The sequence below is a fragment of the Virgibacillus sp. LDC-1 genome (assembly GCF_030137545.1).
Classification (GTDB): Bacteria; Bacillota; Bacilli; order Bacillales; family Amphibacillaceae; genus LDC-1.
In genome coordinates this window covers 62,693-75,661 of sequence record NZ_JARUVL010000006.1, presented here as the reverse complement: position 1 = coordinate 75,661, position 12,969 = coordinate 62,693, and the positions used below count along the sequence as shown (strand labels likewise).

The 12,969-nt window shown below is 36.3% G+C and carries 9 protein-coding genes and 2 riboswitches; of the genes, 8 read left to right on the top strand and 1 reads right to left on the bottom strand.

Annotation, left to right across the window (positions count from 1 at the left end; genetic code table 11):
• Positions 1–106 precede the first annotated feature (106 nt).
• A riboswitch (glycine riboswitch) is annotated at positions 107–218 on the top strand.
• A gap of 3 nt (positions 219–221) precedes the next feature.
• A riboswitch (glycine riboswitch) is annotated at positions 222–309 on the top strand.
• A 113-nt stretch (positions 310–422) separates the two neighbouring features.
• The 3 genes from gcvT to gcvPB are packed head-to-tail and all read left to right on the top strand — an operon-like array spanning position 423 to position 4,353.
• Entirely contained in the window at positions 423–1,535 is a 1,113-nt protein-coding gene (gene gcvT / locus QBK89_RS07295; RefSeq protein ID WP_284140386.1) for a glycine cleavage system aminomethyltransferase GcvT, read from the top strand.
• A gap of 15 nt (positions 1,536–1,550) precedes the next feature.
• Positions 1,551–2,903: an aminomethyl-transferring glycine dehydrogenase subunit GcvPA gene (gene gcvPA / locus QBK89_RS07290; RefSeq protein ID WP_284140385.1), complete on the top strand. Its 1,353-nt coding sequence runs from the start codon at positions 1,551–1,553 to the stop codon at positions 2,901–2,903.
• Positions 2,896–4,353 carry an aminomethyl-transferring glycine dehydrogenase subunit GcvPB gene (gene gcvPB, locus QBK89_RS07285; RefSeq protein ID WP_284140384.1) on the top strand — a complete coding sequence of 486 codons (1,458 nt, stop codon included), beginning with the start codon at positions 2,896–2,898 and terminating at the stop codon, positions 4,351–4,353. Before gcvPA ends, gcvPB begins: the two co-directional genes overlap by 8 nt.
• 115 nt (positions 4,354–4,468) lie before the next feature.
• On the opposite strand, the gene QBK89_RS07280 is transcribed toward gcvPB, so the two are convergent.
• Positions 4,469–4,834 (bottom strand): rhodanese-like domain-containing protein, encoded by a 366-nt coding sequence (locus tag QBK89_RS07280; protein WP_284140383.1) that lies wholly within the window; start codon positions 4,832–4,834, stop codon positions 4,469–4,471.
• A 391-nt stretch (positions 4,835–5,225) separates the two neighbouring features.
• On the opposite strand from QBK89_RS07280, the gene QBK89_RS07275 reads away from it, so the two are divergent.
• The 5 genes from QBK89_RS07275 to QBK89_RS07255 all read left to right on the top strand — a co-directional run bounded on the left by QBK89_RS07275 (position 5,226) and on the right by QBK89_RS07255 (position 12,743).
• A complete protein-coding gene (locus tag QBK89_RS07275; protein ID WP_284140382.1) occupies positions 5,226–7,781 on the top strand; it encodes a vitamin B12-dependent ribonucleotide reductase in 2,556 nt (851 codons plus the stop codon).
• 422 nt (positions 7,782–8,203) lie between these two features.
• A complete protein-coding gene (locus tag QBK89_RS07270) occupies positions 8,204–8,875 on the top strand; it encodes a response regulator transcription factor (RefSeq protein WP_284140381.1) in 672 nt (223 codons plus the stop codon).
• A 241-nt stretch (positions 8,876–9,116) separates the two neighbouring features.
• The gene (locus QBK89_RS07265) at positions 9,117–9,878 is read left to right on the top strand and encodes a sensor histidine kinase (protein WP_284140380.1); all 762 of its coding nucleotides are present in this window, start codon (positions 9,117–9,119) and stop codon (positions 9,876–9,878) included.
• Positions 9,879–10,006: 128 nt separating this feature from the next.
• Positions 10,007–10,774 carry an ABC transporter ATP-binding protein gene (locus QBK89_RS07260; protein WP_284140379.1) on the top strand — a complete coding sequence of 256 codons (768 nt, stop codon included), beginning with the start codon at positions 10,007–10,009 and terminating at the stop codon, positions 10,772–10,774.
• Positions 10,775–10,913: 139 nt separating this feature from the next.
• On the top strand, positions 10,914–12,743 hold the full coding sequence (locus QBK89_RS07255; protein WP_284140378.1) for an FtsX-like permease family protein: 1,830 nt from the start codon (positions 10,914–10,916) through the stop codon (positions 12,741–12,743).
• The last annotated feature ends 226 nt before the right edge of the window (positions 12,744–12,969 follow it).

Below are 12,969 nucleotides of genomic sequence, written 5' to 3'. Positions count from 1 at the left end.
GTGCGAAAAATAGTTTATATTATGCTATAATGAAGCTGTTACAAAACAGATATTTCGCACGTTGGTACATAGTATAACCAAAGAAGGATAATTTCATAAAATGCGAATGAACACAAGGGGAGAGCTTACAAGAAAAGTTATTCATACAGCTTTTCAAGGTAACGCCGAAGGAGCAAGCGAATTGCGAATCTCTCAGGCAAAAGAACTCTTGTAGGACGCAACTCTGGAGAGAGCCTATTAGTTAGGCCACCTACGAAGCAAGCATTTTCTGTTATTGAAAATGTGCAACTTTCTGGTGGAAGGACAGAGATTTCGGTACGTTACGTGTGAAATCTCTGTTTTTTTATGGTGAAATGTTAAAAAAGTCTGAAAAACAAGCAACGGTTTTCCAGACAATAAGATGTACAAAGGAGTGGATGGATGTGAGTGAGCTAAGACGCACCCCGATTTTTTCTGAGTATGAAAAACTTGGGGCGAAGACAATCGACTTTGGAGGGTGGGACCTCCCAGTTCAGTACAAAGGGATTAAGCTGGAACATGAGACTACAAGAGAAAGAGCAGGCTTATTTGATGTTTCGCACATGGGAGAAATTCTTGTAACAGGATCAAAAAGTCTTGATTTTCTTCAAAAGGTAATGACGAATGATGTATCAAAGCTAACTCCGCTAAAAGCGCAGTATACATTTATGTGCTATGAAGATGGTGGGACTGTCGATGATCTACTAATTTATATGCTAGAAGAGGATACGTATTTACTAGTTGTTAATGCAGCGAATACCGAAAAAGATTTTGAATGGCTCCAGCAACATAATTCATATGTTAAGGAAGAATTAAAAATTGAAAATGTCTCTGATGATTATGTACAACTAGCGATTCAAGGTCCAAAAGCAGAAGAGATATTACAAACGATAACAAAAACGGATTTATCACAAATTAAATTCTTTCGCTTTCAACAAGATGTCAAATTCTCTTCTATTGATGCTGGGGTTCTTGTTTCAAGAACGGGTTATACAGGCGAGGATGGCTTTGAACTGTATGTTGATCAAGAGGAAGGTCGAAAGCTTTGGAACCTTGTACTTGAGGCAGGAAAAGATAAAGGATTAGAACCTGTTGGTCTAGGTGCAAGGGATACGCTTCGCTTTGAAGCAAACCTTCCACTTTATGGACAAGAATTATCCCAATCTATCACCCCTATTGAAGTGGGCTTTACGTTTGCAGTTAAAGTAAATAAAGAACAAGATTTTATTGGTAAGCGGGTTTTAAAGGAGCAAGTAGAGAATGGAACAACGAGAAAGCTCGTAGGGATTGAAATGATAGATAAGGGGATACCACGTACAGGCTATGAAGTATTTGTTCAAGAAGAACAGATTGGCTTTGTTACATCAGGCACACAGGCCCCAACTTTAAATAAAAATATTGGTTTGGCATTAATTCAGACTGAGCATGCGAAAGTTGGAACAGAGCTGATGATTCAAGTTCGCAAGCGAAAACTAAAGGCTGTTGTTATTGAAACGCCGTTCCTTAAACGAAAATAAAGGGGGAAAATGAAAATGGAATTTCGCTATTTACCAATGACAGATACAGATAAACAAGAAATGCTAGATTTCATAGGTGTTGATTCTACAGAGGAATTGTTCTCTGATATTCCAGCAACCATTCGATTAAACAAAGAGCTGGACTTAAAACCGCCAGCAAATGAAGCGCAGCTAAAACAAGAATTGACGGAACTTGCCAATAAGAATGCACATGTAAAAAAATATCCATCTTTTCTAGGTGCAGGAGTATATGATCATTTTATCCCTTCTGTTGTTGATCATGTAATATCACGATCAGAGTTTTATACAGCATATACACCATACCAACCAGAAATTTCTCAAGGTGAATTACAGGCGATTTTCGAATTTCAGACAATGATCTCTGAACTGACGGCTTTACCAATTGCGAACTCATCCATGTACGATGGAGGAACTGCATTAGCAGAAGCAGTTACTTTAAGTGCGGGAGTGACAAGAAAAAAGAAAATTCTTGTTTCAAAAACTGTGCATCCTGAATCAAGAGAGGTCATTGCAACGTATGCGAAAGGCCAGCATTTAGAAATCGAAGAAATTGACGATAAAGATGGAATGATTGATCTAGATCAACTTAGTGAAAAGCTGGATGATAGCATTGCAAGTGTTGTCGTACAATATCCGAACTTCTTTGGACAAATAGAACCACTTGATCAAATTAAAGAGCAAATTTCAGCGCATAAAAAAACAATGATGATTGTTTCAAGTAACCCACTGGCGTTAGGCTACTTAACTCCACCAGGTGAATTTGGTGCCGATATTGTTGTAGGGGATACGCAGGTTTTTGGAATTCCAGCTCAATTTGGCGGTCCGCACTGTGGTTATTTTGCAACTACCGAAAAGCTTATGCGAAAAGTTCCTGGGCGGTTAGTAGGACAAACAACAGATGAAGATGGAAAAAGAGGGTTTGTATTAACGCTGCAAGCACGTGAACAACATATTCGAAGAGATAAGGCTACCTCAAACATATGCTCGAATCAAGCGTTAAATGCGCTCGCAAGCTCTGTTGCAATGAGCTCAATTGGAAAACAAGGAATCCGTGAAATGGCGATGCTTAATATGAAAAAAGCACGCTATGCTAAGAAGCAATTCGAAGCTATCGGAGTGGCTGTGTTAAATGCGGGGACATTTTTCAATGAAATTGTAGTAAAGCTTCCTATACCGGTGAAAGTGGTTAATGAAAAACTATTTCAAAAAGGAATCATAGGTGGCTATGATTTATCTAAGGTCTATTCAGACAAAGAAGGGCAAATGCTATTAGCAGTTACAGAACTACGTACCAAAGAAGAGATAGATACACTTGTTACAGAAATGGGGGCGATTATCAATGGTTAATCAAGATTTTCCTTTAATTTTTGAACGTAGTAAAGTAGGTAGAACAAGCTATAGTCTCCCAGCTCTTGATGTGCCAGATATGGATTTAGAGACCGAAGTAGAGGCTAAATTCATTCGAAAAGAATTGGCAGCGTTACCGGAAGTAAGTGAGTTAGAAATAATGCGACATTACACAGGTTTATCAAATCGAAATTTTGGAGTAGACTCTGGATTTTACCCTTTAGGCTCTTGTACGATGAAATATAATCCAAAGATAAACGAAGATGTAGCACGTCTCGAGGGATTTAGTCAGCTCCATCCTTATCAAGATACACGCCATATTCAAGGTGCGCTTGAAATGATGTATGATTTGCAGTCTGCATTAAAGGAAATTACAGGGATGCATGAAATATCATTACAGCCAGCAGCTGGAGCACATGGTGAATGGACAGGACTTATGATGATCAGAGCCTTTCATGAGGCGAATGGAGATTATCAGCGCACAAAAGTAATTGTTCCAGATTCTGCACATGGAACAAATCCAGCCTCCGCTACGGTTGCAGGATTTGAATCGGTAACCGTGAAATCAAATGAGCAAGGACTCGTTGATTTAGAAGACTTAAAGCGTGTGGTTGGCGATGACACAGCAGCTTTAATGTTAACAAATCCAAATACGCTTGGATTGTTTGAAACAGATATAATGGAAATTAAACAAATCGTACATGATGCTGGTGGCAGACTTTATTATGATGGAGCAAATTTAAATGCCATTATGGGCTACACGAGACCTGGAGATATGGGCTTTGATGTTGTTCATTTAAACCTTCATAAAACATTTACGGGTCCACATGGTGGAGGCGGACCAGGTTCTGGCCCTGTTGGTGTATCCAAAGAACTAGAACCATATTTACCAAAGCCAGTGCTTGTAAAAAAAGATGATCAATATGAATTTGACTATCATCGCCCACAGTCAATTGGTCGAGTAAAGCCATATTACGGCAACTTTGGAATTTATCTACGTGCTTATACGTACATTCGGACGATGGGAGCAGAAGGACTTAAAAAGGTAAGTGAATACGCAGTACTTAATGCGAATTACATGATGCGTAAGCTTGAAAAGGAATATGTGCTTCCTTATCCGCAGCATTGTAAGCATGAATTTGTTCTCTCTGGAAAAAAACAAAAGAAACTTGGGGTACGAACACTTGATATTGGAAAAAGATTATTGGATCATGGCTATCATCCGCCAACAGTCTATTTTCCATTAAATGTAGAAGAAGCATTAATGATTGAACCTACTGAGACAGAAGCAAAGGAAACACTGGACGGATTTATTGATGCGATGCTTTCCATAGCGGTCGAAGCGAAGGAGAACCCAGAAGTTGTTCAGGAAGCACCACATACAACTGTTGTAAAGCGAATGGATGAAACTACAGCAGCAAGAAAGCCAATCCTTCGCTACACAAAATAACAGCTTTCATAGTAATTAAAAAGCATGAGGAAGTAAGAATTTCTACTTCCTCATGCTTTTTTTATAAAAAGGTCTATCCCATTAACACGTTAAGGCTAAATGTAGCATCTTGAATTTATTTAATTTTACCTGTCCATTTTTTAAATCCGCCTTTTAATTGGTTAACATCTTCATAGCCTTTTTTATGGAGTAGCTGTGCAGCTCTTGCTGAACGAGAACCACTTTGGCAATACAAGTATACCGGTTTATCCTTTCTCAATTCAATTAAGCGTTGTTTTAATTGTGTGAGCGGAATATTTCTTGCTCCAAGGATGTGACCACGTTCAAATTCTTGTGGCTCACGAACATCGATTAATTGCGCCTTCCGATAGCCTTCTCGGAATTGTTCTTCTGTTAATGTTTTTAAATAGGTTCGTTGTCTAAAATATCGAAATATCCCGATAGCGAACAACAGAACGAGTGTAATGATTAAAAATTCCATCGTTTTTCCCCCGTCTTTCACAAATGTCATTATCTATTATATGTTGTTCTAATCTTTTTTTCAAAGTATTTTCCGTTTGAGTCAATTAATAAAAGCCATAAGAACCAATATTGTCGATCTTTGTCAAAAAAAGTAATGATATGCAACATAGAAAATCGTTTAGTTTTAGGAAAAAATACGTAATTATCTTTTAAAATCTTTAAAATGCGCTTAAATTTATTTGATTTCATTATTGACAAACGTATAATAATTTGCTTCAGGTACAATATATAGTATTTTTCTATTATAATTCCTACTATATATTGTTTTTATATCCTTTGGTGTGGTATTGTATTAATGACTATAAAAATAACTATAAAACTTATAACATACTTTGTAAAGGAGCGATAAAATGTCGACAATTGCTGAAATTAAAAAAGAGGTAAATGTAGCGAATTTGAATCGCGATATTGAGCTATTTCCACAAGTATTTCCAATTACGAAGGAAATGAAATTATCGCATAAAGGAGTTTCGCGCCTAGTAATGCTTGATCGCTATGCATTTAAAGACACGGAGAAAAAGACATTGAAAGTCGGCGATTTTGTCGTTTTAACGGTCAAGCCTGATCCGAATTTCCCAGCACGTGGGCTTGGTTTTATCAATTCCATCGATTGGGATAAAAAAGAAGCCCTTATAGAAGTGATGGCTGATTATTTAACAGTCTTGGAAGGAGAAGAGGCGGAGACAGGTATTGTTAAACGTGATTTAGATGTAATTGACAAACCGTTAGAAATTTTTTATGAGCAAATCGCAAAACGTAATGCATCTGGGCTTTCTAGTGTGGAGCAATCGGCGGAAGAAAAAAAGAAATGGTTTGACAAATTTAATAATGAGCTATCAAGCCTGAATTTTATACCCGCTGGCCGCGTGCTATATGGAGCTGGAGCAGATACTGAAGTTACATACTTTAACTGTTATGTGATGCCATACATTAAAGATTCACGCGAAGGTATTAGTGATCATCGCAAACAGGTAATGGAGATAATGAGTCGTGGTGGAGGTGTTGGAACAAATGGATCAACGCTTAGACCTAGAAATACGTTGGCAAGAGGAGTAAATGGGAAATCATCAGGTTCTGTTTCATGGTTAGATGATATTGCTAAGCTTACTCATCTCGTAGAGCAAGGTGGAAGCCGACGGGGAGCACAGATGATCATGCTTGTAGACTCACATCCAGATATTATTGAATTTATTATTTCGAAAATGCAAAACCCAAGAATTCTTCGCTACTTAATTGAAAATACGGAAGATGAGCAAATTAAACGTTTAGCGCAGGAAAAATTAAAATTCACCCCGTTAACTGAAACGGAAGTTGATTTATATCAAGGCATCATCAATTATCGATCTATTCCTGGACTTGGTGGTTTTACGCAAGCTGCGATAAGAGAAGCTGAGATAAAACTAAATACTGGTGGAACATATAGTGTTCATAATTCGGATTTCTTAACAGGGGCTAATATTTCGGTTTGCTTAACAAAAGAATTTATGGAAGCAGTAGAAAATGATACAACGTATGATTTACGTTTCCCTGATGTGGAAAATTATACTGCTGAGGAAATGAAAGCATATAATGAAAATTGGCATAATGTTGGCGATGTGCGGAAATGGGAAGAAATGGGCTATGGTGTTCGTGTATATCGTTCTATACGAGCGAAAGAATTGTGGAACTTAATTAATATTTGTGCCACATACAGTGCTGAGCCTGGTATTTTCTTTATCGATAATGCGAATGATATGACGAATGCAAAAGCATATGGACATCAGGTAGTAGCAACGAACCCTTGCGGAGAGCAGCCTCTTGCACCATATTCTGTTTGTAATCTTGCTGCAGTTAATTTAGCTGAGATGGCAAATAAAGAAACGAAAACAGTTAACTTTGATAAATTAACAGAGACAGTTACAACAGGTGTTCGAATGCAGGATAATGTCATTGATGCTACACCGTACTTCTTGGCTGAAAATAAAAAACAAGCACTTGGTGAGCGTAGAATCGGCTTAGGTGTCATGGGACTTCACGATTTACTCATATATTGTGAGACAGAATATGGCTCTGAAGAAGGAAATGCACTTATTGATAAAGTATTTGAAACAATTGCAACAACTGCATATCGTGCTTCCATTGAATTAGCAAAAGAAAAAGGAAGTTTTCCTTTTCTAGTAGGAGAAACGGATGAAGAAACAGCTTCTTTAAGACAAGCATTTATTAATACAGGCTATATGAGAAAAATGCCAGAAGAAATAAGACAGGATATTTTAAAGTATGGCATCCGTAATTCTCACTTACTTACTGTCGCTCCAACAGGAAGTACAGGTACAATGGTTGGTGTCAGTACAGGATTAGAGCCTTATTTTTCTTTTTCTTACTATCGAAGTGGCAGACTAGGTAAATTTATTGAGGTAAAAGCAGATATAGTTCAAGAATATCTAAGCCGTCATCCGGAGCAAGACCCTGAGAATCTTCCGCAATGGTTTGTAACCGCAATGGATTTATCTCCAGAAGCGCATGCAGACACGCAATGTGTGATTCAAAAGTGGGTGGATAGCTCGATTTCAAAAACAGTAAATGCACCGAAGGGTTATACAGTGGAACAGGTCGAAGAGGTCTATCGCCGCCTGTATAATGGAGGAGCTAAAGGCGGTACTGTGTATGTTGATGGAAGTAGAGATACGCAGGTATTGACACTTAAAGCAGAAGATAATACTGTTGGCGAACAAACGGAGTTATTTACAGATGAAAAGAAAAAAGTAGTGTTAATGGATACAATCCAAGAGCTAGAATATACAAATGTAACATTCGGAAACGAAGTAGGAAATACATGCCCTGTTTGCAGAAAAGGACATGTAGAGGATATTGGTGGCTGCAATACATGTACAAATTGTGGCGCACAGTTAAAATGCGGACTATAGTACCTCTTTAAGAATATGATTAAACAATAATGATCTATTATTAATCTAACAGTTGATAATAGATTAGAAAATTAAATTAAAAAATAACCTCTTTGGTTTTTTTACCTACGAGGTTATTTTTTTGTTTTTAGAAAAGAGAAAGGGAAGTGTATATTGTCTAAAAGCAAACGTTTACCACGTATAGAACAAAGAGAGGGTTTAAAAATACAATAAAGTTGGGACGATAAATTGAAGGAATTGTATAATAATATTGCCTATTTGAATTAATTATTGGTAAGAAATTTGGACATTTAATAGAATGAATGTGAAATTGATTGTAAAATAAATTAAAGTGCGAAAATAGAAGTGGTTTTATATTTTCGAGAACAAAAGCAATTTTTAAGAGAGATTTATATAAATTATTAATGAGTGGGGCTAAGATTATGTACAAAATATTTATTGTAGAAGATGATATGGTCATTGCAAGAACGGTAAAGAATCACCTTCAGTCGTGGGGATTTGAAGTTGAATATGTTACTGATTTTCAGAATATCATGACACATTTTGTTTCATTCGATCCGCAATTAGTTTTATTAGATATCTCCCTCCCCTTTGTAAACGGGTTTACCTTGTGTCAAGAGATTCGTAAAGTATCCATGGTACCAATTATCTTTATTTCTTCTGCTTCTGATAATATGAATATTGTTATGTCTATTAACATGGGTGGGGATGATTTTATATCCAAACCATTTGACTTAATAATACTTACTTCTAAAGTACAAGCATTGCTCCGGCGCACCTATGATTTTACCGGTCAATCCAATTTGATGGAACATCGGGGGGCAATCCTGAACACAAAGGATGCGACGCTTACCTTTAATGGTCAAAAAATCGATCTAACCAAAAACGAACATAAAATTTTACATGTCCTTCTTGAAAATAAGGGTAAGGCTGTTTTAAGGGATGTTCTAATGACACGGCTATGGGAAACTGACAGTTTTGTTGATGATAATACTCTAACAGTGAATATCAATCGTCTTCGGAAGAAATTAGAATCTATTGGGCTAAATGATTATATTAAAACAATGAAAGGGCTTGGCTATTTGGTGAACTAATATGAAAAACTACAAAGAAAATCTATTTCTATACTATTTACATGAAAATTGGAAATCGATAGTTCTTATTTGTCTTTTTGTCTTATGCTTTATCACTGTTTTTTTACTAAGCCATCAGCCTCTTGGTCCTATTCTCTACTCAATCCTTTTATGTTCATACATTGTCTGCATCTTTTTTGTTGTTGATTTTTTAAAATTTATAAAGCAATACAAAAAGATAAAAAACGCAGAAAAAACCATTATGTTAGAAATCGATCAATTACCTGTACCCAAAAATGCAATTGAACAGAAATATCAAGAACTGCTGCAAATTTTATATAAAAATAAGAACGAATTGACTGTTCAAGCTGATAATAAACAGAAAGATTTAGTTGATTATTTTACACAGTGGACCCATCAGATTAAAACACCAATTGCAGCGATGCGACTCCTTCTTCAATCAGAACAAAAGAAGCAAACGGCGGAATTAGAATTGGAATTGATTAAAATTGAACAATATGTTGAATTTGTTCTGCAATATCTTCGTTTAGAAAATATGTCAAATGATCTTGTTTTTAAGAAATATGAATTAGATGAGATCATCAAACAAGCGGTCCGAAAAAATGCGAAAATGTTTATTCGGAAAAAAATCAGCCTGAACTATTCGGATGTTAACTGTACCGTATTAACGGATGAAAAATGGCTGCTCTTTGTCATAGAGCAAATTTTATCCAATGCGTTGAAGTACACAAAAACAGGTTCCATTTCAATTTATAGAAAGAATAAGCGCCTTATTATAGAAGATACTGGCATAGGCATTCAAGCAGTAGATTTACCACGTGTGTTTGAAAAAGGTTTTACAGGGTTCAATGGCAGAGCCTTTAAACAATCTACGGGGATTGGTTTGTATCTTTGCAAACAAATATTGACCAAGCTATCCCATGACATAACCATTGAATCAGAGGTAGGAATTGGAACAAAGCTTATCATTGATCTGGAAACGAAGGAAATCGGGGTGGAATAATACTAGCACCTATTTAATCTTACAATATTGTAAGATTAAGCCCTTTTTTGTAAGTGAAAGCTATGTCTGTGTGAATGAAGCCTTGCTATACTGAACATGTAGTAAATGAAGAGACGGAGGAATTTTTCATGACATTTCTAGATGTGAAAAATCTAAAAAAGGTTTACACTACTCGGTTCGGTGGCAATCATATTCAGGCACTTGCCGATGTTAGCTTTTCAGTTGAAGAAGGGGAGTATGTTGCAATTATGGGCGAATCCGGTTCTGGAAAGACGACTTTATTAAATGTTTTAGCTGCACTTGATAAACCGACTAGCGGGGAAGTTTTACTGAATGATAAAGATATTGTATCCATTAGTGAAAAAGATATTTCTACATTTCGCCGCAAAAATCTCGGGTTTGTTTTTCAGGACTTTAACTTACTTGATACATTTTCATTGCAAGACAATATCTTCTTACCACTCGTATTATCCGGCACATCATACCGTGAAATGAGTAACCGTTTAAAGCCGCTTGCCGAAAAATTAAGGATCAACGATGTTTTAGCCAAATTCCCATATGAAGTTTCAGGTGGTCAAAAACAACGGGCAGCGGTTGCGAGAGCTCTCATTACGAATCCTAAGCTGGTTCTAGCCGATGAGCCGACCGGTGCGTTAGATTCACGTGCCGCTGATGATTTACTGCAAATTTTCTCGCAGATTAATCAAGAAGGCCAAACGGTTCTAATGGTTACCCATAGTACAAAGGCCGCCAGTCATGCGAGTCGCATTCTATTTATTAAAGATGGTGCAGTGTTCCATCAAATCTATAAAGGATCCTTATCTAATGAAGCGATGTACCAAAAAATCTCGGATACATTAAACATCATTGCAACGGGTGGTGGTAGAAATGAGTAGATTTTTCTACACTAAACTTGCCCTAACAAATATAAATAAACATCGGAAAACGTATATCCCTTATATCCTTACATGTATTAGTACTATTGCTATGTTCTACATGATGCATTTTATGTCGGGGAATCCGGGACTGAAAGGAATGTCAGGTGGGGAATCCCTGATTTCCATTTTAAATTTAGGCAACATCGTCATTGGGTTTTTTTCAGTAATTTTCTTGTTTTATACTAATAGCTTTTTAATTAAACGACGAAAAAAAGAGATTGGACTTTTTAATATTCTTGGAATGGGGAAAAAGCATATTTCCAAAATGATTGTTTGGGAATCCTTTTTCGTCGCAGTCTCCAGTCTTGTTATTGGATTAACAAGCGGTATGATAATAGGCAAGTTAATGTTTTTGTTCTTATCGAATATTTTACATTTTGATGTGCCACTTACGTATTTTGTTTCGACAAAATCAATAGGAATTACATTGATCCTTTTTCTTAGCATTTTTGTCCTTACCCTTTTAAACAATTTAAGGCATATTCATCTAGCAAAACCGATAGAATTATTACGAGGTGGCCAGGTTGGTGAAAAAGAACCCAAAACGAAATGGGTTCTTGTTATAATCGGGGTGGCAACACTCGCATCCGGATACTATATCGCACTAGTAACTGAATCTCCATTAGCTGCGCTCAATAAATTTTTCTTAGCCGTTCTACTCGTCATAATCGGCACATACGCTTTGTTTACAGCCGGCACGATTGCCTTATTGAAATTAATGCGAAAAAACAAAGGTTTTTATTATCAAACGAAACATTTTATCAGTGTATCAGGTATGATTTATCGGATGAAACAAAACGCAGTAGGTCTAGCCAACATTTGTATTCTATCCACAATGGTGTTGGTCATGCTATCAAGCACTGTATCCCTGTATATTGGAATGGAAGATGTGATAAATAATCGCTATCCGAAGGAAATTGATATCTCAGCAAATAATATTTCTGAAGAGCAGGCACAAGTAATTGAAAATATAATACATGAAGAAGCAGAAAAATATCAAATTGAAATAGTAGATCCACTTCATTATCGTTCTGCAGATTTTCCAGCAATTAGGGAAGGAAACACTTTTACAACAGATCGTACAACAATAAATTCATTAACAAATATTTCAATGCTTGAACTAATCTCGCTTGATGAGTTTAATCAGTTGGAAGAACAGTCCGCGAAACTGGAGGATAATGAAGTTTTAATTTACACGTTTAAGGGACAGCCTGTTGTAAATACAATCACAATATCAGGACAGGAGTTTCAAATTAAAAATCAGTTAAAAAAACTGTCACTCACCGGAGATAGTTCTGGCATGTTAACAGATGGATACTTTGTTGTTGTAAAAGATGAAGAAACAATTAAATCTCTATATCCTGTTGAGGAATTAGAGGAAGTAGAATGGAAGGATTTATCGTATTTTTCAGGCTTTGATGCTAAGGGAAGCACTGAAAATGAAATTGCTCTTACAAAGGCATTGTCCCAAAAGCTTAAGGATGCATCCATCGACGGTTATGCAGAGGGGCAAGAGGAATCAAGAGAATCTTTTTATTCCATATATGGGGGATTATTTTTCCTTGGCCTATTTCTTGGCGCATTATTCATCATGGCAACCGTTTTAATTATGTATTATAAACAAATATCTGAAGGCTATGATGACAAAGAACGATTTGCAATTATGCAGAAAGTAGGCTTGAGTAAAGAGGAAATTAAAAAAGCGATTAAGAGTCAAGTGCTCATTGTGTTTTTCTTACCACTTGTCGCAGCAGTTATTCACATCGCTTTCGCATTCAAAGTTATCACGAAATTATTGGCATTGCTAAACTTAACAAATGTTGGTCTATTTGTTATATGTACATTTACAACCATTTCCATCTTTGCTTTATTTTATGCTGTGGTTTACACAATAACGGCAAGAGAATATTATAAGATTGTCAGTTAAGAACATGGCCTGATTTCATGCTTATACTTGAAAGCAGGCGATTTTGTTAATATATGATTAATCTTTTTATTCGGAAATGTGCATTGCTTCGCAAAGAGTGGTTCCGTTTTGTTAAATTTATTATTAAAATGGATTCTAATATTTAACGTTTTACAGAAGAAGCGATTAAAATCGCTTCTTCTTCTTTTTGTCACTCTACTTGTTTATGGACAAGTTTTCCTGTATT